Below are 25,906 nucleotides of genomic sequence, written 5' to 3'. Positions count from 1 at the left end.
GCCTTCACAGGTACTTGGCCAGCGCCTTGAACTCGGCCAGCGCCGCCTTGGCGGACTTGCCGCCGTCCGCGACGCCGTCGCCGATGCAGTGCTCCATGTGGTCCTCGATCAGCGTGCGCTTCGCGTTGGCGATGGCGCTCTCGACCGCCTGCAACTGCTGGGCGAGGTCCACGCAGGGGCGGCCCTCCTCGATCATCGCGATGACGCCGGCGAGATGGCCGTGGGCGCGCCTCAGCCGCTTGATGATCTCCGGGTGGGAGGCGTGCACGTGATCCATGTTGACATGCTATCCCCCCGGAGGGGATAAGGGAAGGGTGTTCGACGCGCCGAGATGGACGGCGCTCGCCGGGAAGAGGGTGTCGGGTGTCATTCGGACGGCGTCTCATGACGGTGGCCGTCGCGTTGCTCCTGGCGGCCGTGACGGTGATGCCGTTGCTCGCCGAGGCCCGGCACGCGGCCTCCGGTCCCGTCGCGCTCGCCATGCCGCCGGTGGCGGGACAGGACGACGCCAAGGCCCACCAGGATGCCGATGACCTGGTCCACCACGCGCAATCGCACGCGCAGGGCGTGATGCCCGTCGCCGCCAAGGCTCCCGCGAGCGTGACCACGTCGGCGGCGCGGTCGTTCGCCCGCCTGGACGACGTCTTCCGAGCCGGGGGCGGGGCGCAGGGACCGTTCGAGCCTCCGAGGACCTGAGGCTTTCCGCCTCTTCCCATCCTCGAACGACGGCGCCGTGCGCGTGCGGCCGCCCGTCCATGGCACCGACATGTCCAGACGTCTCATCCCCGTTCTGCTGGCCCTCGCCGGCGGCGTCCTGATCGCGACCTGGTGGCCCGGCGCTCCCGATGCGGTCCACACCATGCTGGCGGGCGCCAGGGGGGCCGCCGCGCCCGCCAAGCCCGAACCGCACGCGGCGGCCGGTCCGGAGCCGGAGAGATCCGGCCTCGTCAAGCTGACGGACGACCAAGTCGGCAAAGCCGGCATCCGCACGGACGGGGTTGGTGGCGGGAACCTCTCGCGCCACCTGCACGTGCCGGGCACCATCGTCCCGAACGCCAACCTGACCGCCCGCATCGCGGTGAAGACCACCGGCACGGTGGTGGAGCTGCGCAAGGGGCTCGGCGACAAGGTCGCCAAGGGCGAGGTCGTGGCGCTCCTCGACAGCCGCGAGATCGCCGACGCCAAGGGGGAATACTTGGCGGCACGCGTGTCGGCCGCCCTGCAGAAGACGCTCTACGAGCGCGACAAGGAGCTCTGGGACAGGCGCATCTCGTCCGAGCAGCAGTACCTGCGCTCGCAGGCGAGCTACCAGGACCTGAAGGTCAAGGAGGACGCGGCCCGCCGCAAGCTGACCTTCCTCGGCCTCAGCCAAGCCGAGATCCAGGCGTTGCCGAACCAGCCGGAGGCGCAGTTCGAGCGCCAGGAGATCCGATCGCCGCTCGGTGGCAAGGTCGTGGAGCGGCGCGTCGACCTCGGGGCGGCCGTCGGCCGGGACAACCTGGAGACCGAGCTCTACAGCGTCGTCGACCTGTCGACGGTCTGGGTCGATCTCGCGGTGAGCCCCGGCGACCTGCCGCTGGTCCGCGAGGGCCAGACGGTGGCCGTGCGGGCCGAGGCGACCGGCGAGGCCGCGCGCGGTCGCATCGTCATCATCGTGCCCGTCCTCGATCAGGCCACGCGCGCGGCGCGGGTCGTCGCGGAACTGGCCAACCCGGACGAGACCTGGCGGCCCGGGTCTTTCGTGGGTGCCGAGATCGTGATCTCCGACAAGCCGGTGCGGGTGCTCATCCCGGCCTCGGCCATCCAGACCTTGGAGGGCAGACCGAACGTCTTCGTGCGGGTGGCCGCGGGCTTCGAGGCGCGGCCGGTGAAGCTCGGGCGGTCGGACGACGCCGCCGTGGAGGTGACGGAGGGGCTGGAGCCCGGCGAGGCCGTGGCGGTGACCAACACCTTCACGCTGAAGTCCGAGCTCGGCAAGGCCGCGGCGGAGGACTGAACCGTGATCCGCCCGATCCTCGCCTTCTCCGTCGCCAACCGCTACGCGGTCATCCTGGTGACGCTCATCGCCACCGCCTTCGGGGCCTGGTCGCTCGCGCGGCTGCCCATCGACGCGGTGCCGGACGTCACCAACAACCAGGTCCAGGTCAACGCCATCGCGCCGGCGCTGACGCCGGTCGAGATCGAGAAGCAGGTCACGGTCCTGGTCGAAAGGGCGCTCGCCGGCACGCCGGGCCTGGAGAGCTTGCGCTCCTTCTCGCGCAACGGCTTCGCCCAGCTCACGGCCGTGTTCAGCGACAAGGTCGACGTCTACTTCGCCAGGCAACAGGTGAACGAGCGCCTGGGCGAGGTGCGCAACACCCTGCCACCCGGGGTCGAGGTCAGGCTCGGGCCGATCTCGACCGGCCTCGGCGAGATCTACTGGTGGGCGGTCGAGTACCAGGCCGCCGGCGACGGCGCCCCGGTCCGCGATGGCCTGCCGGGCTGGCAGTCGGACGGCAGCTACCTGACGCCCGAGGGCGAGCGGCTGAGGTCCGACTTCGAGCGCACGGTCTACCTGCGCACGGTCCAGGATTGGATCATCCGGCCACAGATGAAGAGCGTGCCGGGCGTGGCCGGCGCCGACGCCATCGGCGGCTTCGTCAAGGAGTACCAGGTCAAGCCCGACCCGATGAAGCTCGTCGGCTACGGCCTGGGCTTCGCCGACCTGACCCGGGCCATCGGAGCCAACAACGTGACCCGGGGCGCCAACTACGTCGAGCGCAACGGCGAGGGCTATGTCGTCCGGGCCGGAGGACTGATCGAGAACGTCGACCAGATCCGCGACGTCGTCGTGGCGACCCGGGCCGGGATACCGATCCTGGTGAGGGACGTCGCCGAGGTCGGGATCGGCCGCGAGCTCCGGACCGGCTCGGCCAGCGAGAACGGCCGCGAGGTCGTGCTGGGCACCGCCCTCATGCTCATCGGCGAGAACAGCCGAACCGTCTCGGCGGCCGCGGACGCCAAGATCAAGGAGATCAACAAGCTCCTCCCGCCGGGCATCCAGGCCCGGACGCTGCTCAGCCGGACCGACCTCGTCGACGCCACGATCCGGACGGTGTCGAGGAACCTGGCCGAGGGGGCGCTGCTGGTCGTCGCGGTGCTGTTCCTGGCGCTGGGCAACATCCGCGCGGCGATCATCACGGCCCTCGTCATCCCCGTCGCCATGATGCTGACGGCGACCGGCATGCTCGCGGGCCGCATCAGCGCCAACCTGATGAGCCTCGGCGCGCTCGACTTCGGGCTCATCGTCGACGGCGCGGTCATCATCGCCGAGAACAGCCTGCGGCACCTGGCGGAGCGGCAGCACGCGCTGGGACGGAAGCTGAGCCTGGACGAGCGGCTGGAGACCGTGCGCGTCTCGGCCGAGGAGATGATCAAGCCGAGCGTCTACGGGCAGGCCATCATCATCCTGGTCTACGTGCCGCTGCTGACCTTCACCGGCGTGGAGGGCAAGACCTTCGCACCCATGGCGCTGACGGTGCTGATCGCGCTCGTGGCGGCCTTCGTGCTGTCCCTGACCTTCGTCCCGGCGATGGTCGCGACCTTCATCACCGGGCGGGTCGGCGAGGGCGACAACCTGCTGATCCGAGGACTGAAGGCGGCCTATCGACCGGTGCTGGGCGGGGCGGTCCGGACGCCCTTGGCTTTCATAGGCGGCGCGGTGGTCGTCATCGGGCTGGCCGGGGCCCTGGCGACGCGGCTCGGCCAGGAGTTCACCCCGACGCTCGACGAGAAGAACATCGTCATGGAGGCGCGACGCATCCCCTCGACGGCCATCTCGCAGTCGCAGGCCATGCAGCTCGGCGTCGAGGACGCCATGAGCAAGTTCCCGGAGGTGGCCTTCGTCTACTCGCGCTGCGGCACGCCCGACATCGCCGCCGACCCGATGCCGCCGAACGCCTGTGACACCTACCTGATCCTGAGGCCCCAAGCGGAGTGGCCGGACCCGTCCGAGGCGAAGGAATCGTTGATCGCCCGCATGGACGCCGAGGCGAAGCTGATCCCGGGCACGCTCCTCGGGTTCTCGCAGCCCATCCAGATGCGCTTCAACGAGCTGATCGCGGGCGTTCGCGACGACCTCGCGGTGAAGGTGTTCGGCGAGGAGTTCGGCCCGATGGTCGAGGGCGCCCGCAAGATCGCGGGCATCCTGCGCGGCCTGGAGGGCGCCGCCGACGTGAAGGTCGAGGAGGCGGTCGGGCTGCCGTTCCTGGAGATCAAGGTCGACCGGCGCGAGATCGCCCGGCGCGGCTTGAGCATGGCGGACGTGCAGGACGTCATCGGCACGGCTGTCGGCGGCAAGGACGCCGGGCTGGTGTTCGAGGGCGACCGTCGCTTCGCCATCGTGGTCCGGTTGGCCGACGACGTCCGGGGCGACGTCGAGGCACTGAGGAACCTGCCGGTGCCGCTGCCGCCCTCGCAGGCCGCGCCCGCGCGGGCGGGCACCGGGGTCCCGGCCGCTCCCGGGCCGGCCGGCGGTTTGAGCGTGCCGCTGCGGCAGCTCGCCTCGTTCGCCTTCACCGAGGGGCCGAACCAGGTGAGCCGCGAGAACGGCCGCCGCCGCGTCGTGGTCACCGCGAACGTGCGCGGGCGCGACATCGGCTCGCTGGTGGCCGAGGCGCAGGCGCGCATCGCCGCCGAGGTGCGGCTGCCGCCCGGTTACGAGGTGAAGCGGGGCGGGCAGTTCGAGAACCTGACGGCCGCTCGCCAGCGCCTGACGGTGGTCGTGCCGGCCTGCTTCGCGCTGATCTTCATCCTGCTCCTCGGGGCGCTCGGGTCCGGGCGTGACGCGCTGATCGTGTTCAGCGCCGTGCCGATGGCCCTGACCGGCGGCGTGGCGGCCCTGTGGCTGCGCGACATGCCCTTCTCGGTCTCGGCGGCGGTCGGGTTCATCGCGCTCTCGGGCGTCGCGGTCCTGAACGGCTTGGTGCTGCTGAACCACATCCGCGCGCTCGTGGCGGAGGGAACGGCGATTCCGGATGCCGTCCGCGAGGGCGCCCTGACCCGGCTGCGGCCGGTGGCGATGACGGCCTTGGTCGCCGCCCTCGGCTTCGTGCCGATGGCCCTGGCGACGGGCACGGGTGCGGAGGTGCAGCGGCCGCTGGCGACCGTCGTCATCGGCGGCTTGGCCAGCGCGACCGTCCTGACGCTGCTGGTCCTTCCGGCGCTCTACGTCCGGTTCGGCAAGGCCAAGGCGTCCTTCCGGTCCGCTCCACGAGGCCATGTCGTGGCGTGGACCGACCCACGAACGCCTTAGCCGGACGGCCTCGCGAGCGGTCGGATCAGGGCGACCGCATCACGGCGGGACAAGGTTCCGGGTAAATCGGGACAAGCTGTGTTGAGAGCGTCGCTGTCGCTGAGCCGAAAACGGGACACGCTTTCATGAGAGCGTGTCCTGCGCAGCCGCGCGCATGGATCGGCATCACCGAGGCAGCCCCGGACCGAACGAGGCGGCGCCCACGCGGCGGGAGGGCGTAACCCGACGCGTGCCGCCGCCATCCAACGCCTTCGGGAACGCCCTGTCTCGGATCGCGTGCCGCCGCCGCGTCTCGACGGATCGAGGCCAGATCCAGGGCCACGAACGGCTGTCCGCCCGGACTTCCAGCCGGACCGGATGAAAGGTCGCCGCCCGCCGCCTCTACTCAAGGGCCTCTGGGCATCGCACGGGGCACGGCGGCGGTAGAGGCCTCTGAGCCAGGCTCATTCCGACAGGCGCTGCGCCTTCCGAGGCGAGCCGCCCGTCGGGGACAGCCGGCGCGCGGCGTCGATGTCGCCGAAGGACCGGGGCGAGGCCGCCTCTCCGCGGGTCACGCCCACGGCCTCGCGACCGGGTCCGCGGGCCGTCCTCGCCGGCGATGGGGGCGCCGGGGCGCTCGGCTCTCAGGCTGGCCAGTTCGCCGGCCGACCCAGGAAGCCGCGGCCCGGCATGCCGCGGAGCCATGTCACGAAAGCGCTCACCCGCTCGGGCGTGAACTGGTTCCGATGGCCCTGCGTGCTGTGCACGAGATCGCGCAGTCCCTGGGGGACCAGCGGGCCCGACCCGCCCCAGTAGGCGTACTCGCGCCCGAGAAGCACCCGGTCCGTCCGACCGGTGTCGCGCACCAGATTCGGCAGGCTGGTGACGCCCCCGGGCTCGCTATGGAAGGAATCGGCCTGGACGAAGGTGCCGTCGGCCGAGCGGCGGTAGATGTTGTCGCCGTAGATCTGCATGCGGCTGCCGGACATCACGGGTCGCTTGGCGCCGAAGCGAGCGTCGTCCCAGTACCGGTCGAAGGTGAGGATCTCGTCGACCCGCATCCAATAGACGACACGGTCCTTGATCCCGTTCGGGATCGAGCCGGTCCCGACCACGAAGTCCCCGACGCTCGCGTGCTGCCGGATCAGGGGTTTGCACGCGCTCAGCGTGCACACCCGGTGAAACGGATTGGGCGCGAACCCGAGGTCGTGGTCGATCACGTAGGAGTGGACGCGCACGCCGGCCTCAGCACTTGTTCCGCTTGGTCGGGCGCTCCGCCCGCGGCTGGGCGTCGGGCTTCAACCACTCGGGCTTCGCGTTCCTCCGCGGTAAGGCGCCCCGCAGGCTGCCCGCATCCCAGGGGACGGTATCGCCGCCGTAATCCTCGAACGCGCGCGGCAGCGTCTCGTCCTGGGTTCTAGGAGGCCAGATCCCGATGACGCGACGACCCTGGGCGGCGGCCCGTTGCATCACGCGCCCCAGCTCCTCGTCCGCGAGGCAATCGGGAGACAGCACGATCACCCCCAAGTCCTCGTCGGGCGTCTCGGCGTGACCGGCCCGGACCTCGTCATCCGCGGGCTCGCCGTCTTCCGTCGCAACGGGATCCTCGACGTGCTCGTCGTCTTCCCCTTCCTCGTCGTCCCCTTCGTCGGGCTCGACGGCGGCGACCTCCTCGTCCACGACCTCGCAGCCCGCCTCGGCCAAGAGCTTGAGCAGGGCCGTGCGTTCCTCGTCATCGACAGGACCGAGCACGCGAACCTTCGGCATGTGCGGCTTCTCCCCAATGCCCAGGTCCTTCCGTCGCGCATTTCGCCCGGGAGCCTGGCTTACTAAAGTTTAGGTGGTCAGCCGCGGCCGGTATGGCAAGGGTGATTCCGCCGCGGCGTGTGTGGGCACCGGCACCCTGGACTGAGCGCCGAAAAGGTCCGACGATGGCAACCTGAGGATATGCCAACCCGGAGCGGGGAGGGGACATGGATACGGCGCCGCTTAGCCTGAACGGTTATCAAGCCGGGGCGATCCGGACGGACCGGACGCGCGGGAAGGGCACCGGCCTCGACCTGGCCGTGCTCGGCCTCTTCGGCGAGACGGGCAGCCTGCTGAGCGAGACCAAGAAGAAGCAGCGCGACGCGCGGTCCTATCTCGGCTACGAGGCGAGCGTCGTCGAGGAGATGGGCGACGCGCTCTGGTACCTGGCGGTGATCGCCGATCACGCCGGGCTGCGCTTGGGGGATCTCGCCGGCCGCGACGTCGCCGGGGGACCCGAGCCGACCTTCGCGGACGTGCAGCCGCAGCGCGCCTTGCCTTTGCACGTCCCGACCGTCGCCTTCGAGCACACCCTGCTACAGCTGGCCGGGGCCGTGGGCCGGCTGGCCGCGCTAGGGGCGCGGGGCGACCTCGCGGGAAGCCCGGACCTCCCGGAGCGTCTCTCCGCGGTGTTCGGCCTTCTCGTCGCGGCCGCGAACGAGGCCGGCGTCACCCTGGAGCAGGCCGCCATGCGCAACCTCGCGAAGGCCGAGGACCGTTGGCCGGCGACGCGCGTGGCCCCGCCGCTGTTCGACGAGGCGTTCCCGGACGAGGAACGCCTGCCCCGCGCGTTGACCATCGACATCTTCGAGCGCACCGGCGGCAACGACAGGCGGTACGTCGTGCAGCGATGCAACGGCATCTTCATCGGCGATCGCCTGACCGACAACATCATGAAGCCGGACGATTACCGGTTCCACGACGCCTTCCACTATGCCTACGCCGCCGTCCTCGGCTGGTCGCCGGTGACGCGCGCGCTGTTCCGCCTGAAGAGGAAAAGCGAGGCCCGCGTCGACGAGGGGCAGGACGGGGCGCGCGCGATCCTGATCGAGGAGGGCGTGGCGACCTTCGTCTTCGGTGAGGCGAAGCAGCTCGGCTTCTTCGAAGGTCAGCGCCCGGGCGACCTAGGCTTCGCCTTCCTGAAATCGGTGAGGCAATTCGTGCGCGGCTACGAGGTCGAGGCCTGCCCGCTCTGGCTTTGGGAAGAGGCCATCCTCGCCGGTAACGAAGCGTTTCGTTTCTTGCGGGAGAAGCGCCGCGGGCGCCTTCGTCTCGATCTGGTCGGGCGGAAGATGCTGGTCGAGGACCTGCCGACATGACACCTGGCGCCTTCATCGAGGCCCTCGCGGCGCTTCGCTTCAGCGACACCTTCAACCCCTACGCCGAGGCCTGCCCGGACCACGACGGCGTCGATGCGCCTCAGGTCCGGCGGGAGAACCTGCGCCTCGTCCTGGAGGCGGCGCTCGCCGGAGGTGTCGACTCGATCTGGATCGCGCGCGACCTCGGGTACCGCGGCGGGCGGCGCACGGGGCTGGCGCTCACGGACGAGGCCCACCTCTCCGCCCATGCCGGTCTCTACGGACAGCTGCCGCTCGCGCGCGCCACCCGCGGGCCCGCGATGACCGAGCGCACGGCGACGGTGATCTGGCAGGTTCTCCGGGACCTGCGGCGTCCGATCTTCCTCTGGAACGTCTTCCCGCTCCATCCGCACGCGTCGGGCGACCCGCTGTCCAATCGCTGCCACACCCGTCGGGAACGGCAGGCGTCCCGCCACCTCCTCGAATGGCTCGTGTCGGAACTGCGGCCCAGAGCCTTGGTCGCCATTGGCAGGGACGCGGAGGCGGCCCTGGCGGACTTGGGCATGAAGGCCGAGCGGGTCCGCCACCCCAGCTACGGAGGGCAGACCGAGTTCATCGCCCGAATGGGCGAGTTGTACGGCCTACCCGCCAGAGCTCCGCACGCGGTGCAACTCACGCTGCCGTAAGGAAACCGCAGCCGGATCTTCCCGGCGTTGGTCTGGCGGCCCTCCAGGTCAGGCATGATGCACCAGCACGTGTTCGTATGCTGGCCCGGGATGAGACGCCTCGAACCTTCCCATCGCCCCGGCGGTCACGCGCACCTATGCCGGCGAGACTTCCAGGGTGCGACGCACCGGTGAACCCTAGGGGCGGGCAACGGGAAGCCGGATCACCTTGCTTTACCTCAGGCGTGCCTTCGGTCTATCGCCTTGGCGAAGATCCGGCGGACGAAGGGGGCGGTTTGGACGCGGCGGTTCGTGCGCGATTGCTGCCTCCATGAAAGCCGGGCGCCTCGTCTTCCCCTGCGGCGCCGGCCTATCGATGGCGCCGCCGAGTTCCCTGCCGTCGGCCTGAACCGTGGCCGCCAGGTTTCACGACCGCTATGTCATGAGCATCGATCCAGCGTGCCCGCAGGAAGCGCTCCCTAGCGAAAGGGGGCTTACCGGCCGTTGGATTTGCAGGCTTGGCAGGACCGCATCGGGGCTAGGCTTGCCAAACTCACGGGGAAACCCGGTCAACTCGCCCGGTGGCCTTCTGACGAACGAATCGGTACCTTCATCAGGAGCGTTGCCCCTGTTTCCTGCGGGAGGGTGGCGCATACCGGCGGCGAGGGTGCGGGATACTCACAGGCCCACATAAGTCACTCCGAGCCGGCAGGCGCACCACCGCACGCCGGCGTCCCGTCCCGACGCCAGGTGCCTGTCATGTTCGATATGACGAAGGTCGTGGCCAACGCCCTGGGCGAGCACCCCGCGCTCACCTACCGACACACCTTCGGCAGCCGTGACCCGCGCTACGCCGAAATCATCGAGGCTTCCGCGCGCCTCATGATCGAGGGCACCGTCGGCAGCGACGCGCTCTACCACGACGGCGACCATACGACCCTCGTCACCCTCGTCGCCCAGGATAAACTGCGCGGGCGCTTCCTGCAGCAGGGCGTCACGCCGGAGGACTGGCTGCACATGATCGTGGCCGCCCTCTACCACGACATCGGCTACGTGCGCGGGGTCTGCTCGGGCGACCGGGCGAACGCCTTCGTCATCGACGCGCAGGGCACGACCGTGAGCCGTCGCGCGGCGCCTCGGAAGCGGCGTGGGCGCCCTACCACATCGAACGTTCGAAGCTGGCGGTGCGGGAACGCTTCGGCACGCACGACCTCGTCGACGCGGGACGGGTGATCCGTGCCATCGAGCTGACCCGCTTTCCCGTGCCGGAGGACGACGAGCACCGCGAGACCGGCACGGAAGCGGGCCGGCTGCGAGCCGCGGACCTGATCGGGCAACTCGGCGACCCGCTCTACCCGCGCAAGCTGAACGCCTTGTTCCACGAGTTCGCCGAAGTCGGCCTCGACCGCCAGCTGGGATACGGCAGCCCGGCCGACCTGGCAGAGCGTTACCCGGCGTTCTTCTGGGCGAAGGTCGAGCCGGTCATCAGGGACGCGGCCTGCTTCTCAGACCTGACGGTCGAGGGGCGCGGCTGGTTGGCCAACCTCTACGCCCACGTGTTCGCCATCGAGCACGACCGACGCCGCATGGGCCCGCATGCCGGCGGATCACGGAAAGACCGCCCGTGGCCCGCGACGCCAGGGCCGCCCGGCGGCGCTGAGGCCTCTGCCTCGTGCCCCGGACATGTAACGCGTTCCGGGGAACGCTACGCGGCACCCGCTACCCTCGAAATCTTACTCAACCAACTCCCGGCTGTCCCCTGCACTCCCCGGCGAAGCCGCCAATCCGAACCGCCCTGCGTGGGCCGGGGAGGTCCAGAACAGCCAGGCGTCAACAAGGCCCACCGGCCCGACCCATTAGGCCGGGGGTCTGCTCGGACCGGGCCGGCGGGTGTCCCTCGTGAGGACGGTTCAGAGTGCCGCCTTGGCCGGGCGACGTCAAAGGCGGACGCCGCGCCATCGTCATGATGCAGGGCGCTCTAGGCTACTTGCCGCTCGGCGCCGCGCCACTGCCGGTCGCCCCGTTCCCCATGCTGCTGCCGGCCGGGGCGCCGGGCGTGCTGACGCGAGGGCCGCCACTGGTGCCCGGAGCCATTCCCGAACCCGTCGAGCCCGTCCGTTCCGCGGCCTTTTCGGAATTGCTCTTCACGCTGCCGGGATTGTTCATATTGACTTCCGTACGACCGCCGCCGGCGGGCGTCTGCGCAAAGACAGACCCTGAAAGAGCAAGCGAAAACAGCGTTGCGAGGCTGAGTGTCCGCGTCAACATGGGCGTTTCTCCAGGATATAAAGCGTTCTACGTCGATCAACGCCGGGACACGTGAAATCGTTCATCGGCATTCATGGTGTGCGCCGCAATAATCCCCGTCACCGGGGTCTCATCATCGCTCCAGTCGTTTCCGCACGAAATCGAGGCATTCGCCTCGTACCTTCGGGTCGTCGATCCTTTTGAAGAGGTCGGCCAAGACCAGGAGCTGCTCGGCGAGCGTGCTGCCGGCTTGCTCCGTCGGCCCCCCCTCGGGCTCGACGTCGAGGAACATGCCCACCGGGAGATCGAGCGCAGCCGCGATCCGCTCCAGTAGAAGGCGACCGGTTTCGGTGCCGGATAGCGGACGCGAAGTCATCGGCTCAAGCTTGGCGTTGGTCTTCCTGTAAAAGAAAATTCTCCAAATGCGGGCAATCTGAGGCGCGCCGGACTACCGGCTTCCGGGATGGACAGCCTCCTCCGGCAGGTTAATTCTGCCACCGGAAGGGAGACGTCGCCATGATCTGGGCCGCGGAACTCGATAGATGCGTCACTTACATTTGCGAGGAATGGTCCGCCGTCACGGGCCAGCCGCCATCGGAAAGCTTAGGCCTCGGATGGTTGGAGGCGGTGCATCCCGAAGAGCGGGACATGATATGTGGCGCGTTCCTGCAAGCCTTCGAGCACCGATGCACCTTCACGCTGCGCTACCGGCTGCGGCGATACACCGGCGACCACATGTGGGTGGCAGGTGCGGCCGCCCCCTCGTTCGCCCCGAAAGGCGCGGCGTTCATCGGCTTTCTCGGCATCGTCAGCAGGCTGGAGAGCGGGCAGGACCTCATAGCGGGCGCGGAGCTGCGCCATTACCGGGTGGTGCAACCGACAGGCGAGTTCGCACCCATGTCGAAGCTCGACCTGCTCGCGGACCACCTGTTGAGAGCCCGCTCGTCGGCCGTCGATGCCGCCGAATGGCTCCTGCCCCAGATCGATGATGCCCTGTGCGACGTCGGGCGCGAGATTGCGCGTCAGGAAGCCCAGAGGGATGCATCTGGCCTCCTACATTGACCGGTCGCACTCAAGACCTGTTCCGAGCGTCCCGCCGTCAAGCTGAAGCCTAGGGCCGCGCGTCTTCGTGGCGAGCCGGCACATCGAGCCGGTACTTGTCCGTCCTGGACTGGCCGAAGACACGCAGGAACGCTCGCGTGCCATCGATGAAGCGTTCAGCGGCCTCGTCTCCGGTGAGCGGATAATGCGTTTCACCCGTCCGATGAACCAACACCACGTCACCGCCTGGCCGAAGACAGCCTTGGACACGGTCCACCAAGCGCGTTAGGTCCCCTGCATCGAGGTAGTAGACGACCTCCGACAGCAGGATCAGGTCGAACGAGTTCCCCGGCCATTGTCCGGGCACCTGCGCGAGCTCGAAACGTACATGCGACAAGTCCCGGCACCGCTCGCGCGCCCGCGACAGGGCGCGCTCGGCCAGGTCGAGGCTCACGAGGGCATCGCACCGCTCGCCAGACGCCTCGGTCAGTACGCCGATGGAGCAGCCGACCTCCAGCGCGGAAGCGTACCGAGCCTGTGGCAGCGCGGCGCGAGTGGCCGCGTACTTCGCCCGCTCGTAGTCGCTGGTCTCGAACTCCCAGGGGTCCGGGTTTTCGGCGTAGCGCTCGTCGAAGTAGCTCGCCGGCAGGGAATGGACGTACCGGGTCGTCGCGCGGCTCCCGCCTCGAACAGATCTCCCGCAGCGCCGCGGGCTTCCAGGATCTCGGCGGCCGCCGTCGTGAGCGCCCGGTCCGGCGCGGGCTGGCGCAGGTAGGTGGTGAGGTCGCGCGAGAGCCGCTCCAGGGGGTGCTCGCGCAGGAAGCCCTGTAAGCCGACGGAGCGGTGGGCGAGTTGCAGAACTTCTATGCCAGCTCGATCGATGGCCAACCTGGCCAAGTTGACGAAGGCGACAATGCGCTCGGGGGTGAGTTCGTCCTCGGTAACGGTCCGGGCCGCACGCTCGACCCAGCCTCGCGCGCTCTCGACCGCGATGGCACCCTCGCCGAGGCGTGCGAGCTGGTGCGGGTCACTGCCTCGGCCGGTCTCGGCGAGATGCCTCCGCCATGCGTAGAACACCGCCTCGATGCCGCCGAGCTGCACCGCCGCGAAGCGCGAAGCACCGCCCGAGAACGTCGGCTGGCGGTGGTAGTCGTCCCAAGCGCCCAGGATTGGCGCCTGCTCGTTGCAGCCAGCGCTTCACCTCCATGGCGATGAGGTATTCGTCCTCGATGATGAGGACGCGACGGCCATCGAGCGGCAGGGCAGGGTCGGGCGTAAACACTCCTCGCGCAGGCATCTCCCTGAGGCCAACCGAGCTGCACAGATCCCCGTTCACTCAGGTTGGCCGACCGGCATCTCGATCCGGCAGCGCACGCCGTCTGAGCTCAGTTCGTACTCGACATCAGCCTCTAGCACGTAAGCGAGCGCCTCCTGGATCAGCTCGGTGCCGTAGCCGCGCCGCGTCACCGCCTGCGGCCCCACGGCCACCCCGCTCTCAGTCCAGCTCAGCGTCAGGCGCGTCCGCCCACGCCTGTCCTGCACCTCATCCCAAGTGACCGAGAGCCAGCCGTGGTCGTCCTTGAGCGCCCCGTACTTCACGGCGTTGGTGGTCAGCTCATGCAGGGCCAGGGCGAAGTTCTGCACCTGCCGCGCCGTGAGCTTCACCTCCGGACCACCGACGCGTACCCGCACCGATCCTTCCTGTGCATGCGCGGCGAGCTCGGCGCGGACAAGGGCTCCGACTTCGACGGTGTCGCTGCCCTGCTGGCTGAGCAGGCCTTGAGCCCGGCTGAGCGCCTGCAGACGCTCCTCGAACGCCTCGACTGCGCCGCCCTGCTTCATCGTGCGGCTCGCCACGGCACTGACCACGCCGAGCAGGTTGCGAGCACGGTGCTGCAGCTCGTTGACCAGCACTTCCTGACGCTGGGCGGACACTTTCTCCTCAGTGATGTCGCGCCCGACGCCGCCGAGCCAGCACACCCGCCCGGCCGCATCGCGCATCGGGAAGTCGGTGTTGCGCACCCAGCGGACTGCGCCGTCGCCCGGGCGGCGGATGCGGTACTCGAAGGCAACGCGCTGCCCCATGCGCACGCTTTCGATGGCATCGAGAGCGGTCTGACGGTCCTCGGGTACGATCAGGTCGAGCCAGCCCGTTATGTTGTCGCCGCGCAGCGCCGTGTCTCGGTCGAGGCCGTAGATCGTCTCGAAGGCTGGCGTCAGGTAGATCCACCGCAGGGTCTCGGCATCGCGGATCCAGAGGACGTCGGACGAGGCATCACCGAACATTCGCAGCCGCTCCTCGCCCGCACGCATCGCCGCTTCGGCGCGGGCACGCTCCGCCGCTGCCCAGGTGCGTTCGGCCACCTCTCGAACAAGCGATAGCTCGTGGTCGGTCCACGCACGCGGCATCGCGCTGTGCACGCCGAACTCGGCCACCAGTCGCCCGCCCTTGACGAGCGGCGCAACGATGGCGGCCCGCACGTTGGCCGCAGCCCAAGCAGCCCGCTCGCACACGTCAAAGCCAGGGACGGCGTCGATGTCGGCGACCACCAGGAGGTCACCGCGATAGCGCCCCGGCATCGTGCGCTCGCCGTAGGGGCGATAGGCGAACCGCTCCGGGAACGGGGTGACCGACGGCAGGCCGCCATTGGCAGGCCGCACGTACTGACCGCGGATCGTTCCGGACTCGTTGCCGAGTTCGCCATCGACCTCGGCGTACATCGCCCGGTCGAGGTTAAGGTGCGTGCCGAGCAGCCGGGTCGTGGTGGACTGGATCTCGACCGCATCCGCGAGCGGCCGGAGGGCGTCGCTCAGCTTGAGCAGGAACGCCTGCCGCTCCTCACTCTCGCGCAGCGCCGTCTCGGCCTTCTTGCGTGCGGTGATGTCGGTGAAGACAATCGAGACGCGCGGTTTGGTCGTGTCGCCCAGTCGACCGACGTGGACGTCGTACCAACGGCCCGTAGGTTCGTGATAATCCTGAAGCCGCCTGCTCTCGCCAGTTCGCGCGACCTCAGCATAGAGTTCGATCCACCGCGGCTCGGTTCCTGCGATTTCCGAGTCGAGCCGGCCCGTCACGTCCGTGAGGCCCGTCTGCCGCTCGAACGCCGGGTTCACCTCGATGATGCGGTAGTCCGTCGCGTTTCCGTCCGCGTCATGGATCGGCTCGACGACGCAGAAGCCCTCGTCGATCACTTCGAATACCGTCCGGTAGCGCTCCTCGCTCTCGCGCAACCGCGCCTCGGCGCCCTTACTGGCGTCGATGTCGATGTTCATGCCGGCCCACTTCTCGATGTTTCCTCCCGCGTCGAACACGGGAGCGGCGCGGACATTGGTCCAGCGCCACCCTCCGTCGGGCGCGCGAAGGCGGAACTCGGCGTTGACAAGGCCATGCGCGGCGACCGCCTCCCGCCATTGCCGCTCGGCGTAGGCGCGGTCCTCCGGATGGATCGCGTCCAACCAGCCGTAGCCGAGCCACTCCTCCAGAGCCTGCCCTGTATAGGCGCGCCAGCTCAGGCTGTCGGCGACGACGACGCCCTGGGCATCCGTCTCCCACACTGCCTGCACCCAGCTCTCGATCAGGAGGCGGTGCCGCGTCTCGCTCTCTGTGAGCCGACGTTCGAGATCGGCGATGGTCGTACGCTCATCCATCCGTCGAGTGAGCATGGCGCTGCGCCGATGCGCAACCCGAGGTCGGCTTTCGGGCGACAGCCCCAAAACCGCTTGCCACCCTGAACGGCCTCCACGAGTGGGTACCAGGGATCGGATTCGGGCCCCTAGGCCGCCGTCTCGCGGAGCAGGTGCGGCACCTCGCCGGGGAGCTCCCGGGCGAGGAACCCGACCGGGCCGACGGAGGCTGCCAGGCGCCTGCCGGCCTCCCCGTGGAGGAACACGCCCCACAGCGCCGCGGCCAACGGCTCCAGACCGCGCGCGAGCATCCCGACGACGATGCCGGCCAGGGCGTCCCCCGAACCGGACGTCGCGAGGCCGAGGCCGCCGCCCTCATAGAGCCAACGCGCGCCCTGCGGGTCCACGATCCAGGTCTTGGCGCCCTTCATCACCACCACGGCTCCCAGCAGGTCGGCCGCCTTCAACGCAGCGTCGAGTGGGTCCGCCTCGACCTCCTCCCGACCGCGGCCCAGCAGTTGCGCCATCTCGCCGGCATGCGGCGTGATCACCATACGGCCCTCGTGCCGGCGGACGGCTTCAGCATAAGCGCCCAGGCCACAGACCGCGGCGGCGTCGAGGATGGAGGACGCATCCGGCAGCGCCTCCAGCAGGTCCACGGCCAGCTTCGTGGTCGGTTCGTCCTCGACCAGCCCGGGGCCGACCAAGAGCGCGTCACAGCCCTTCGTCACCTTGAGCAGGCAGTCCGTGCCGCGCGCGCCGTCGACGCCGCCCGCCGGTGTCTCGGGAAGATCGATGACCATGGCCTCGGGCACCACCAGCCCCATGCGGCCGGCCCTGCTTTCGACGGTGGCGATCTTGAGCTTGCCCGCGCCCGCCCGCAGGGCGGCGACGCCGGCCAGCAGGGCGGCACCCGGGGCCGACCTGGAGCCCCCAAGCACAAGTGCGCTGCCGCGCTCGTCCTTGCTGCCCTCGTGCGGCACCGGAAGCGGGAACGCCTTGAGGCTCTCCGCGGTGAGGACCTCGTGCGTCATCGGGCGGCCACGTTCGCGTCGGGTTCGGAGGTGACCGGCGCCCCGGCCTCGGCGACGGGCGCCACGAAGTTGTAGCGCACGAGCGCCAGCTTGCCGGTGCTGCCCTCGCGCGGCCAAGTTCACGGGTGGTGACGGCCGCGTTCCCGCCCGGTCATCGCAGCGCCCCGTGCACGGGCCTGCCTGCGTCATGCCTCCATCATGTGCCGGATGCGTGAGGTCAGGTCGTCCATCGCGCAGGCACAGTCGTCGGGGCGGCCGGGCCCCTGGCCTGCCGCGGCTGAACGGTCCGGGCCCTGGATATTGCGGCCCCGTGCGAACGACCGCTTCCCCCCGGAGGCCGCATCGGGAAGCAGAATTTCGGCGACCGACTGGCACCAAAGCGTGTCCATTCCCGTTGTGACGATGCCCCAGGGCCGCCCGCGTGCCCTGCGTCTCGATGAGCCATGACGGACCAGCCCGCTCCACCTCCTTCCCCTGCAGCCACAACGCCGACCTCCCCGACCTTGTGGACCGCCTTCCTGGGCGTTGCGCTTGTCGGCCTGGTCGCCCTCCCGAGGCGACGCGGAGGCCCCTCTCGCATTGCGAGCGGATCCGGAAAGGGCGACCGCAAACTCGGCTCTGAGGACGAACCCGTCTCGCACGAGGGCGCGGCGGCCGAGCACGTGGCCGAGCGTGAGCCGGAACGCGGCCGCCAGGCGGACACGCCGTCCGAGATCCCGGCCAAGGGCTGGAAGGACATCGCCCTGCGCCTCTACCGGGAGTTCTCAAACGACCGCATCCTGCTGGTCGCGGCCGGCGTCACCTTCTACGCCATCCTGGCCCTGTTCCCGGCCATCGCGGCGCTCGTCTCCATCTACGGCGCGGTGTCCGACCCCAGCACGATCAACGCGCACCTGAACGAGTTGCGCGGCATCCTGCCGGACGGGGCCATCGACATCGTCGGCGGCCAGGTGAAGCGGCTGGTGGACAAGGGCGACACGGCGCTCGGCCTCACCGCCATCGTCAGCATCCTGATCTCGCTCTGGAGTGCGAACGGCGGGATGAAGGCGGTCTTCGACGCGCTCAACATCGCCTACGAGGAGGAGGAGAAGCGCTCCTTCGTCATGCTGAACCTGCAGTCGCTGGCCTTCACGCTCGGCGCGCTGGTGTTCGTCGTTCTGGCGCTCACCGGCATCGTCGTGGTGCCGGCCGCGCTGCAGATGCTCGGGCTCGACCAAAAGGCTTGGTACATCGCCCTGCTTCGATTCCCGGCCCTGCTGCTCCTCGTGATCGGCAGCCTGGCGGTGCTCTACCGCTTCGGCCCCAGCCGCCGGAAGCCGAAATGGCGCTGGGTGACCTGGGGCAGCGCAGTGGCCGGCACGCTGTGGCTCGTCGCGTCGGGCCTGTTCTCCTGGTACGTGGCCCACTTCGGCAGCTACAACGAGACCTACGGCTCGCTGGGCGCTGCCATCGGGTTCATGACCTGGATCTGGCTGTCCACGACGGTGGTGCTGCTGGGGGCCGAACTCAACGCCGAGATGGAGCATCAGACAGCCCGCGACACCACGGTCGGCGGCGGGAAGCCTCTCGGCGCGCGGCAGGCCCGCATGGCGGATACCGTCGCTGCGTCCGCTTGACTGCGGACGCCAGCCCGGGACGCGGTCCGGCCCATGGCAACTGCGTAACCGGATGGGTTGGCCTACGGCTCGCCTCAAATAACAGGCAAGCGGCTTCCACCTTCGCCGGTCGCCCGCCTTCTCCTCGAACACTCCGCGTAACCTTGCCTTGAACACCTCCTCTCGACCCATGCGCGGCGAGCCGACCCCGGCCATATGCCAGGCGATCTTCAACAGCGCCGTCGACCTCGCCATCATCACCACCGACCACGAAGGGCGCGTCACCGCCTGGAACCCGGGCGCCGAGCGCATCCTGGGCTGGTCGTCCGAAGAGATGGTCGGGCAGCCGGCGGCGAGCTTCTTCACCCCCGAGGACCAGGCAGCTGATCGGCCCGCTACCGAGATGCGATGCGCCTTGCAGACGGGGCGCGTGGCCGACGAGCGCTGGCACATGCGCAAGGACGGCTCGCACTTTTGGGCCAACGGCGAGATGATGCCCCTGCGTTCGCCGGCCGGTGGCGACCTGGGCTTCCTCAAGATCCTGCGCGACCGCACCGAGGCCACAGACACGGAGGGGGCGACGCGGCGGAGCCGCGACGAACTTCAGGTCGTGACCGACGCGCTGCCGGTGCTGATCTCCTTCATCGACAAGGACCACGTCTACCGTTTCGTGAACCGTCACTATGAGACTTGGTTCGGTCTCCCGGCCGGCGAGATCCTCGACCGCCCCATGCGCGACGTCGTCGGCGAGGAGGTCTACCGGGCGCGGCTGCCCTTCATGGCACGGGCCCTGGCCGGGGAGGAGGTCACCTTCGACGCGCTGATGCCGTACCGGGACGGCGCCACCCGCCAATCGGAGATCCGCTACATCCCGCGCCGGACCGCGGATGGGGTCCTCGACGGCATCTTCGTCATGGTCACCGACATCGCCGAGCGCCACCGCGCAAGGGCCGACCTGCAGGTGGCGGAGGACCGGCTCCGGCTCGCCCTGGAGGCGGCTGGCACCGGCACCTACGATTACGACCTCGTCACCGGCACGCTGACCTGGGACGCGCGTACCCGCGCCCTGTTTGGGCTCTCGGACGACGACCCGGTCTCCTACGAAGGCGCCTTCCTGCCCGGGGTGCATCCGGACGACCGAGAGAGGACCGACCGAGCCGTCCGGGCCGCCATCGGCTCGCCCGAGGGTTTCGACATCGAGTACCGCGTCGTCGGCCGGCGCGGCGGTGTGGAACGCACCCTTGCCGCACGGGGCAACACCGTCTTCCGGGATGGCGCGCCCATGCGCTTCGTCGGAACCGTGCTCGACATCACCGAGGCCCGGGTTGCCGAAGCGCAGGCACGCCAGCTTGCTGCCCTCGTCGAGCAATCGAGCGACTTCATCGGCATAGCGGACCTGGGAGGGAAGGCCGAGTTCCTGAATGAGGCCGGTCGCAGGCTCGTGGGGTTGGAGAGCCTGGAGGAGGTGCGCCGCTATGCCATAAAGGACTACTTCGAGCCCGGGGACAGGCCGACGGTGGCGGACGAGGTCCTGCCCGCCGTGGGCGAGGCCGGCTTCTGGGAAGGCGACCTTTCGTTCCGCAACTTCTCGACCGGCGCCGCCGTCCCGGTCCACTACACCATCTTCCCGGTCCGTGACGCGGCGGGCACCGTCACCGGCTACGGCACCGTCACGCGCGACCTGACGGAGCGCCGCAGGCAGGAATCCTTCCGTACGGCCCTCATCGCCATAGGCGACCGCCTCCAGGGATGCCGGGACACCGCCGAGATGGCAGCGGCCGGGGCCGAGATCATGGCGCGCACGCTGGGTCTCGACCGCGCCGGATACGGCACGGTCGACGAGACGCTGGAGCACGTCGAGATCGAGCGCGACTGGACGGCGCCGGGCATTCCGAGCGTCGCCGGTCGCCATCGTTTCGCCGATTACGGCGATGTCCGCGCGGGCCTGGAACTAGGACAGGAGGTCGTAATCCGGGACGTCACCGCCGACCCGCGGACCGCCGGCAACCCGGGTCCCCTCCTCGCCATCGGCGCCCGGGCCCTGATCAACGTGCCCGTGATGGAGCGTGGGCGCATCGTGGCGGTGTTCTTCCTGCACGACCGGCAGGTCCGCGACTGGCGCACCGACAAGCTCGCCTTCGTCCGCGACGTCGCCGAGCGCACCCGCGCCGCCATCGAGCGCTTCCGCGCCGAGGCGCGCCGGCGCGAGAGCGAGGAGCAGTTCCGGGTCTTCGCGCAGGCTATTCCGAACCAGGTCTGGGCCGCATACCCGGACGGGTCGCTGTACTGGTTCAACGACCAGTTCTACGCCTATTGCGGCGAGCCGAAGGGCAGCCTGCTCGGCACCGATGCCTGGGCCCGCATCGTCCATCCGGACGACGTGGGACCGGTCACGGCCGCCTGGGCCCAGGCTCGCGCCGCCGAGTTCGTCTACGAGACCGAGTACCGGGTGCGCCGCGCCGATGGCGCCTACCGCTGGTTCCTGGTCCGGGGCGAGCCGGTGCGCGACGATGCCGGCCGGATCCTGCGCTGGGTCGGCACCAACACCGACATCGACGACCGGAAGCGGGCCACCGCCGAGTTGGAGCACTTGGCCGCCACGCTGGAGGAGCAGGTCGAGGAACGCACGCGCGACCGCGACCGAATGTGGCGCCTCTCGACCGACGTCATGCTGGTGGCCCGCTTCGACGGGACCATCGTCGCGGTGAACCCGGCTTGGACCGTTCTGTTCGGCTGGAGCGAAGCCGAACTCATCGGGCGCTCCTTCATGGACCTGGTGCACCCGGACGACGCGGCCTCCACCGCGGCTGCGGCCGGCGACCTCTCCGTCGGCTCTGTCATCCCGCGCTTCGAGAACCGCTACCGGCATAAGGACGGCAGCTACCGCTGGCTATCCTGGACGGCGGTGCCGGACGAGAGCTTCATCCACGCGGTCGGTCGCGACGTGCAGGCCGAGAAGGAGGCCGCCGAGGCGCTCGCCAGGACCGAGGAGGCTCTGCGGCAATCGCAGAAGATGGAGGCGGTGGGCCAGCTCACAGGCGGCATCGCCCACGACTTCAACAACCTGCTTACCGGCATCTCCGGCTCACTGGAGCTGATGCAGACCCGCATGAGCCAGGGCCGCCTGACCGACCTCGACCGCTACATGACGGCGGCCCAAGGTGCGGCCAAGCGCGCGGCCGCACTCACCCACCGGCTGCTGGCGTTCTCGCGGCGGCAGACGCTCGACCCTAAGCCGACCAGCGTGAACGCCCTCGTCCACGGCATGGAGGAGCTGATCCGCCGGACTGTCGGGCCCGCCATCCACATCGAGGTGGTTGGGGCGGCGGGCCTCTGGCCGGCGCTCGTTGACCCGCCGCAGCTTGAGAACGCGCTGCTGAACCTGTGCATCAACGCGCGCGACGCCATGCCGGCGGGGGGTCGCATCACCATCGAGACCGCCAACAAGTGGCTCGACGACCGTGCGGCGCGAGAGCGCGACCTGCCGCCGGGCCAGTACCTGTCCTTGTGCGTCACCGACACCGGCACCGGCATGACCCCGGAGGTCGTCGCGCGCGCCTTCGACCCCTTCTTCACGACCAAGCCCATCGGAGAGGGGACCGGCCTGGGCCTGTCCATGATCTACGGGTTCGCCCGGCAGTCGGGCGGGCAGGTGCGGATCTACTCGGAGGTCGGCCAGGGCACGACCATGTGCATCTACCTGCCGCGCCACTACGGCAACGCGGAGGACATCGAGGGAATGCCGGACCTCGCTTCGGCCCCGCGCGCCGAGCAGGGCGAGACGGTGCTCATCGTCGACGACGAGCCGAGCATCCGCATGCTGGTCACCGAGGTGCTGGAGGATCTCGGCTACACGGCCATCGAGGCGGCGGACGCGGCCGCCGGGCTGAAGGTGCTGCAGTCGGACGTGCGCATCGACCTGCTGGTCACCGATGTCGGCCTGCCCGGCGGCATGAACGGCCGGCAGATGGCCGATGCCGGGCGCGTGAACCGCCCGAGCCTGAAGGTGCTGTTCATCACCGGCTACGCGGAGAACGCGGCGGTCGGCAACGGCCACCTTGAGCCCGGCATGGCGGTGCTGACCAAGCCATTCGTGATGGAGGCGCTGGCCACGCGCATCAAGGATCTGATCGCGGCATCCTAACGGCCCCGCGATGGCGACCGGTCGAGGATCCCGTGCCTTCTCGGCATCTGGCGCCGGCATAAGCTGCACCGCGCGCCGATTTCGCGCTATCGGGACAGGGTCAAGCGTTGCCTGAACGAAGCGAATGGGCGACGCATGGCCGTATATCCCAGACGCTCCGCGCCCGTCGGTTCCGCGCGGGGCCCCGTAGCGCCGGCCTCTCCATGACCGTATCTGCACCCGCCTTGGATACCCTGGTCGACCCGACCCGGCTCGCGGCCCTGGCCGCTTACGACATCCTCGACACCGCCCCGGAGAAGGACTTCGACGATATCGTCCTGCTCGCCCGCAACAACTGCGAGAATCCGGTGGCCCTGGTCAGCCTCGTCGCCGGCGACCGCCAGTGGTTCAAGGCACGCCTCGGCTTCCCGGAGTGCGGGACGGACCTGAACGCTTCCGTCTGCGCCCACGCACTCGTCGAGCCGGACCTGCTCGTCATCCCCGACCTGAGCCGCGATCCGCGCACCCGGGCTACCCCCCGGTCACCGGTGGGCCCCGCATCCGGTTCTACGCAGGCGCGCCCCTTCGCACGCCGGGCGGCAAGGCGCTGGGGAGCCTCTGCGTCATCGACGTCGCTCCGCGCCCGTCCGGGCTGACGGCGGGGCAGGCCGAGTCCCTGCGGGCGCTGGCCGACCAGGTCATGGCGCAGATGGAGCTACGCCGCGCGTTGGCCGAGCAGCGGCGTCTGCTCGACCGGAGCGAGGAGTTGATCCGCACCCAGGCCGCCATGTCCGTGGCCAAGGGCGACATCGGGGCCATGCTGGACGCCTTGGTCGTGGGCGCGATGGTGGCCGTGCCGCATGCCGAGGGTGCCGTCATCGAGACGCTGGACGGCGAGGAGCTGGTCTACCGTGCCACCAAGGGCGTGCTCGTGGTCCACGCCGGCCTGCGGCTTCCGCTGCGAAACAGCCTCGCAGGGGCATGCCTGCTCTCCGGCGAGCCCATTTTGGTGCCCGACGTTCTGGAGGACCCCCGGGTCAAGCGGGATCTCGTCGCCTCCCTTCGCCTGCGCTCCTGCGCGCTGGTGCCGGTCAGGCGAGCCGGTGAGGCAATCGGGGTGCTGAAGCTAATCAAGCCGGCGCAGCGCCTTCACCGCCTTGGACCTCAAGCTGGCCCAGGTTCCCGCCGGCACCGTGTCGGCCGGCCTCGCCGAGATCGGCGAGGCCGCTGCCCGGCGCGAGGCCGAGACCCGGCTGCGCCGGGCGCAAGAGGCTGGCGGCGTCGGCGTGTTCGCCAACGGGCTGGACGGCATCCTGCACGCCTTGCCCGAGTTCTGCCGTCTCTACGGCCTGCCTCCGCGCGACAGCTACCCCTCCACGGCCTTCGAGCACCTCATCATCCCCGAGGATGCGCACCTCATCTCGACGGCGGAAACGCGGCGGAGCGGTCAGGCCCCGCGGGACGTGGAGTACCGCATCCGCCGGCCCGACACGGGGGAACTGCGATGGATCGCCCGCAAGGGCGAGCTCGAATACGATGAGGCCGGCCGACCGATCCGCTTCGTCGGCGTGGCCCGCGACATCACCGGGCAGAGGGCAGACCGGGACGCGTTGGCCGAAAGCGAGCGGTACAAGGGCGTTCTGCTGGAGCTCGGGGACCGACTGCGACCTGACCGGGGTTGCCGAGGTGACGCGGGCGGCGGCCACGGTCGCCGGCACCGCGTTGGGCGCAAGTCGCGCCGGCTTTGGCGGCCTCGACGCGACGGGCGAGCACGTGACCATCGAGCCGGACTGGACGGCGCCGGGTCAGGCGAGCATCGCCGGCCTCCACCGCTTCGCCGATTACGGCGATTTCCACCATGATTTCATGCGGGGCGAGCCCCTGGTGGTGCACGACGTGGCAACCGATCCGCGCACCGCCTCGTTCGTGCGAGCGCTGCAGGAAATCGACCTAGCGGCCTTCGTCGATACCCCGCTGCGCGAGCGTGGGAGGACCGTGGCGCTGTTCTTCGTGCACGACCGCGTGCCCCGGACATGGACCGCACAGGAGCTGGAATTCATGCGAGCGGTGGCGGACCGCGTCGAGGTCGGCGTCGCCCGGCTGCGGGCCGAGGAGCGGCAGCGCCTGCTTAACCACGAGCTCTCGCACCGCATGAAAAACCTGTTCTCCATGGTGCAGGCCGTGGTGACCCAGACCCTACGGGGCGCCACCGACGTGGACGACGCGCGCGAGGTGCTCTCCCGACGCCTGATCGCGCTCGGTAAGGCGCACGACATCCTGCTCGGCGGCGTTGCCGAACGCGCCTCGCTCGCGGCGGTCGTCCGGGAGGGCATCGGCGTTCTGGAGGGGGCGTCGCAGCGTGTGCGGGTCGACGGCCCCGAAATCGAGGTCGGCGCGAAGGCGGCGCTCTCGCTCGCGCTGATGCTGCACGAGATGACCATCAACGCCGTGAAGTACGGCGCGCTTTCCGTCCCGGACGGGCAGGTCGACCTGTCCCGGTCCGTCTCTGCGCCTGACACCGGCCCGGCCCTGCGGTTTACTTGGCGCGAGCGCGGCGGTCCCCCAGTCGAGCCGCCGGCCCGCAAGGGCTTCGGGACGCGCCTGATCGAGCGCGGCCTGATCGGCCAGGTCGGCGGCGTCCTTTCGCTGGATTACGCGCCGACAGGGGTCACCTGCGCGGTCGAGGCACCCCTGCGCAACTTCCAGGACGAGGGCTGAAGCCGTAATCGGTCGCGGCTACGCAATCTGCTGCCAAGCTGAAACGCACCGCCCGACCTGCCCGTCACGAAGCGCCCCATCTCACCCTGGCCATTTCCGGATGTCCCACCGAACGACCACCGCACGCCCTGCCGTACTCGTCGTTGAGGATGAACCGATCATCCGCATGGTCGCGGTCGACATGCTGGAGGAGGCCGGCTTCGACGTCATGAAGGCGCACACGGTTGACGAGGCATGGGGGATGCTTGAGCGCGAGCCGCAAGTCGACCTGCTGTTCACCGACATCGACATGCCGGGCACGCTGGACGGGCTGGCGCTCGCCGGGCGCGTAGCCGAGCGCTGGCCGCACATCCGGCTCCTCGTGACCTCGGGACGGTTCGCACTGCGGGACGAGGACCCGCCCGACGACGGGCGCTTCCTGCCCAAGCCCTACAGGCAGTCCCAGCTCCTCGACGCCGTCCGGGCGCTGCCGTGACGGACGTG

The 25,906-nt window shown here is 69.7% G+C and carries 20 protein-coding genes and 2 pseudogenes; 13 read left to right on the top strand and 9 right to left on the bottom strand.

The genetic code is table 11. The features are described from left to right. Positions 1 to 4: 4 nt before the first annotated feature. Complete coding sequence (locus FVE89_RS11310; protein WP_050735142.1) at positions 5 to 277, bottom strand: metal-sensing transcriptional repressor; 273 nt, start codon at positions 275 to 277, stop codon at positions 5 to 7. A gap of 107 nt (positions 278 to 384) precedes the next feature. On the opposite strand from FVE89_RS11310, the gene FVE89_RS11305 reads away from it, so the two are divergent. From FVE89_RS11305 to FVE89_RS11295, 3 genes are all read left to right on the top strand, one after another. Beyond that, positions 385 to 696, top strand: coding sequence for a hypothetical protein (locus FVE89_RS11305; RefSeq protein WP_053620323.1), 312 nt, complete (start codon positions 385 to 387; stop codon positions 694 to 696). 70 nt (positions 697 to 766) lie between these two features. Then, entirely contained in the window at positions 767 to 1,996 is a 1,230-nt protein-coding gene (locus FVE89_RS11300) for an efflux RND transporter periplasmic adaptor subunit (protein ID WP_116655491.1), read from the top strand. Between the two features lie 3 nt (positions 1,997 to 1,999). After that, positions 2,000 to 5,293, top strand: a complete 3,294-nt coding sequence (locus FVE89_RS11295; RefSeq protein ID WP_160534102.1) for a CusA/CzcA family heavy metal efflux RND transporter — start codon at positions 2,000 to 2,002, stop codon at positions 5,291 to 5,293. 623 nt (positions 5,294 to 5,916) lie between these two features. On the opposite strand, the gene FVE89_RS11290 is transcribed toward FVE89_RS11295, so the two are convergent. Both FVE89_RS11290 and FVE89_RS11285 read right to left on the bottom strand, forming a co-directional pair. Next, positions 5,917 to 6,510: a hypothetical protein gene (locus FVE89_RS11290; RefSeq protein WP_116655297.1), complete on the bottom strand. Its 594-nt coding sequence runs from the start codon at positions 6,508 to 6,510 to the stop codon at positions 5,917 to 5,919. 7 nt (positions 6,511 to 6,517) lie between these two features. After that, positions 6,518 to 7,039, bottom strand: a complete 522-nt coding sequence (locus FVE89_RS11285; protein WP_116655296.1) for a hypothetical protein — start codon at positions 7,037 to 7,039, stop codon at positions 6,518 to 6,520. A 206-nt stretch (positions 7,040 to 7,245) separates the two neighbouring features. On the opposite strand from FVE89_RS11285, the gene FVE89_RS11280 reads away from it, so the two are divergent. The 4 genes from FVE89_RS11280 (at position 7,246) to FVE89_RS31090 (ending at position 11,008) form a co-directional block, all read left to right on the top strand. Beyond that, positions 7,246 to 8,397 carry a nucleoside triphosphate pyrophosphohydrolase family protein gene (locus FVE89_RS11280; RefSeq protein WP_116655295.1) on the top strand — a complete coding sequence of 384 codons (1,152 nt, stop codon included), beginning with the start codon at positions 7,246 to 7,248 and terminating at the stop codon, positions 8,395 to 8,397. Further along, on the top strand, positions 8,394 to 9,062 hold the full coding sequence (locus tag FVE89_RS11275; protein WP_116655294.1) for a uracil-DNA glycosylase: 669 nt from the start codon (positions 8,394 to 8,396) through the stop codon (positions 9,060 to 9,062). The genes FVE89_RS11280 and FVE89_RS11275 overlap by 4 nt, the downstream gene beginning before the upstream one ends. Before the next feature lie 738 nt (positions 9,063 to 9,800). Further along, on the top strand, positions 9,801 to 10,274 hold the full coding sequence (locus FVE89_RS31095) for a hypothetical protein (RefSeq protein ID WP_246730634.1): 474 nt from the start codon (positions 9,801 to 9,803) through the stop codon (positions 10,272 to 10,274). Then, positions 10,226 to 11,008 carry a hypothetical protein gene (locus FVE89_RS31090; RefSeq protein ID WP_246730632.1) on the top strand — a complete coding sequence of 261 codons (783 nt, stop codon included), beginning with the start codon at positions 10,226 to 10,228 and terminating at the stop codon, positions 11,006 to 11,008. Before FVE89_RS31095 ends, FVE89_RS31090 begins: the two co-directional genes overlap by 49 nt. A gap of 16 nt (positions 11,009 to 11,024) precedes the next feature. Here FVE89_RS31090 and FVE89_RS11265 read toward each other — a convergent pair whose 3' ends face one another. Both FVE89_RS11265 and FVE89_RS11260 read right to left on the bottom strand, forming a co-directional pair. Continuing rightward, positions 11,025 to 11,309, bottom strand: a complete 285-nt coding sequence (locus tag FVE89_RS11265) for a hypothetical protein (protein WP_160534101.1) — start codon at positions 11,307 to 11,309, stop codon at positions 11,025 to 11,027. A 112-nt stretch (positions 11,310 to 11,421) separates the two neighbouring features. After that, complete coding sequence (locus tag FVE89_RS11260) at positions 11,422 to 11,664, bottom strand: hypothetical protein (protein ID WP_116655291.1); 243 nt, start codon at positions 11,662 to 11,664, stop codon at positions 11,422 to 11,424. Between the two features lie 140 nt (positions 11,665 to 11,804). Here FVE89_RS11260 and FVE89_RS11255 point away from each other — a divergent pair, with 140 nt between their 5' ends. Further along, positions 11,805 to 12,350, top strand: coding sequence for a PAS domain-containing protein (locus FVE89_RS11255; protein ID WP_116655290.1), 546 nt, complete (start codon positions 11,805 to 11,807; stop codon positions 12,348 to 12,350). A gap of 49 nt (positions 12,351 to 12,399) precedes the next feature. Here FVE89_RS11255 and FVE89_RS11250 read toward each other — a convergent pair whose 3' ends face one another. The 4 genes and pseudogenes from FVE89_RS11250 to FVE89_RS11235 all read right to left on the bottom strand — a co-directional run bounded on the left by FVE89_RS11250 (position 12,400) and on the right by FVE89_RS11235 (position 16,987). Next, on the bottom strand, positions 12,400 to 12,978 hold the full coding sequence (locus FVE89_RS11250; RefSeq protein ID WP_116655289.1) for an SAM-dependent methyltransferase: 579 nt from the start codon (positions 12,976 to 12,978) through the stop codon (positions 12,400 to 12,402). Between the two features lie 38 nt (positions 12,979 to 13,016). Then, positions 13,017 to 13,499: pseudogene (locus FVE89_RS11245) on the bottom strand (acyl-CoA dehydrogenase family protein); the annotation flags it as partial. A 162-nt stretch (positions 13,500 to 13,661) separates the two neighbouring features. Further along, on the bottom strand, positions 13,662 to 15,977 hold the full coding sequence (locus FVE89_RS11240; RefSeq protein WP_160534100.1) for a PAS domain S-box protein: 2,316 nt from the start codon (positions 15,975 to 15,977) through the stop codon (positions 13,662 to 13,664). A 125-nt stretch (positions 15,978 to 16,102) separates the two neighbouring features. Beyond that, entirely contained in the window at positions 16,103 to 16,987 is an 885-nt protein-coding gene (locus tag FVE89_RS11235; RefSeq protein WP_116655287.1) for an NAD(P)H-hydrate dehydratase, read from the bottom strand. A gap of 443 nt (positions 16,988 to 17,430) precedes the next feature. On the opposite strand from FVE89_RS11235, the gene FVE89_RS11230 reads away from it, so the two are divergent. From FVE89_RS11230 to FVE89_RS11200, 5 genes and pseudogenes are all read left to right on the top strand, one after another. Next, positions 17,431 to 18,603, top strand: a complete 1,173-nt coding sequence (locus tag FVE89_RS11230) for a YihY/virulence factor BrkB family protein (protein WP_116655286.1) — start codon at positions 17,431 to 17,433, stop codon at positions 18,601 to 18,603. 169 nt (positions 18,604 to 18,772) lie between these two features. After that, positions 18,773 to 22,726, top strand: a complete 3,954-nt coding sequence (locus FVE89_RS11225; protein WP_116655285.1) for a PAS domain S-box protein — start codon at positions 18,773 to 18,775, stop codon at positions 22,724 to 22,726. Between the two features lie 203 nt (positions 22,727 to 22,929). Further along, positions 22,930 to 24,345 (top strand): annotated as a pseudogene (locus FVE89_RS31085) (GAF domain-containing protein); the annotation flags it as partial. Then, the gene (locus FVE89_RS11205) at positions 24,242 to 25,423 is read left to right on the top strand and encodes an HWE histidine kinase domain-containing protein (RefSeq protein WP_116655282.1); all 1,182 of its coding nucleotides are present in this window, start codon (positions 24,242 to 24,244) and stop codon (positions 25,421 to 25,423) included. The pseudogene FVE89_RS31085 and the gene FVE89_RS11205, both read left to right, overlap by 104 nt. Positions 25,424 to 25,523: 100 nt before the next feature. Continuing rightward, entirely contained in the window at positions 25,524 to 25,898 is a 375-nt protein-coding gene (locus tag FVE89_RS11200; protein ID WP_116655281.1) for a response regulator, read from the top strand. The last annotated feature ends 8 nt before the right edge of the window (positions 25,899 to 25,906 follow it).

The organism is Methylobacterium sp. 2A (assembly GCF_009806555.1).
Lineage (GTDB): Bacteria > Pseudomonadota > Alphaproteobacteria > Rhizobiales > Beijerinckiaceae > Methylobacterium.
Note: the sequence above shows the minus strand (reverse complement) of the source record. Positions and strands in the feature narration are given on the sequence as shown.

Excerpts from the sequence above, each read along its gene's own strand:
- FVE89_RS31095 (WP_246730634.1), top strand. The coding sequence starts at position 9,801 with ATGTTCGATATGACGAAGGTCGTGGCCAACGCCCTGGGCGAGCACCCC.
- FVE89_RS11285 (WP_116655296.1), bottom strand. The coding sequence starts at position 7,039 with ATGCCGAAGGTTCGCGTGCTCGGTCCTGTCGATGACGAGGAACGCACG.
- FVE89_RS11280 (WP_116655295.1), top strand. The coding sequence starts at position 7,246 with ATGGATACGGCGCCGCTTAGCCTGAACGGTTATCAAGCCGGGGCGATC.
- FVE89_RS11225 (WP_116655285.1), top strand. The coding sequence starts at position 18,773 with ATGCGCGGCGAGCCGACCCCGGCCATATGCCAGGCGATCTTCAACAGC.
- FVE89_RS11235 (WP_116655287.1), bottom strand. The coding sequence starts at position 16,987 with ATGACGCACGAGGTCCTCACCGCGGAGAGCCTCAAGGCGTTCCCGCTT.
- FVE89_RS11200 (WP_116655281.1), top strand. The coding sequence starts at position 25,524 with ATGTCCCACCGAACGACCACCGCACGCCCTGCCGTACTCGTCGTTGAG.
- FVE89_RS11205 (WP_116655282.1), top strand. The coding sequence starts at position 24,242 with ATGAGGCCGGCCGACCGATCCGCTTCGTCGGCGTGGCCCGCGACATCA.
- FVE89_RS11255 (WP_116655290.1), top strand. The coding sequence starts at position 11,805 with ATGATCTGGGCCGCGGAACTCGATAGATGCGTCACTTACATTTGCGAG.
- FVE89_RS11275 (WP_116655294.1), top strand. The coding sequence starts at position 8,394 with ATGACACCTGGCGCCTTCATCGAGGCCCTCGCGGCGCTTCGCTTCAGC.
- FVE89_RS11260 (WP_116655291.1), bottom strand. The coding sequence starts at position 11,664 with ATGACTTCGCGTCCGCTATCCGGCACCGAAACCGGTCGCCTTCTACTG.
- FVE89_RS11230 (WP_116655286.1), top strand. The coding sequence starts at position 17,431 with ATGACGGACCAGCCCGCTCCACCTCCTTCCCCTGCAGCCACAACGCCG.
- FVE89_RS11305 (WP_053620323.1), top strand. The coding sequence starts at position 385 with ATGACGGTGGCCGTCGCGTTGCTCCTGGCGGCCGTGACGGTGATGCCG.
- FVE89_RS11310 (WP_050735142.1), bottom strand. The coding sequence starts at position 277 with ATGGATCACGTGCACGCCTCCCACCCGGAGATCATCAAGCGGCTGAGG.
- FVE89_RS11300 (WP_116655491.1), top strand. The coding sequence starts at position 767 with ATGTCCAGACGTCTCATCCCCGTTCTGCTGGCCCTCGCCGGCGGCGTC.
- FVE89_RS11265 (WP_160534101.1), bottom strand. The coding sequence starts at position 11,309 with ATGTTGACGCGGACACTCAGCCTCGCAACGCTGTTTTCGCTTGCTCTT.
- FVE89_RS11240 (WP_160534100.1), bottom strand. The coding sequence starts at position 15,977 with ATGGATGAGCGTACGACCATCGCCGATCTCGAACGTCGGCTCACAGAG.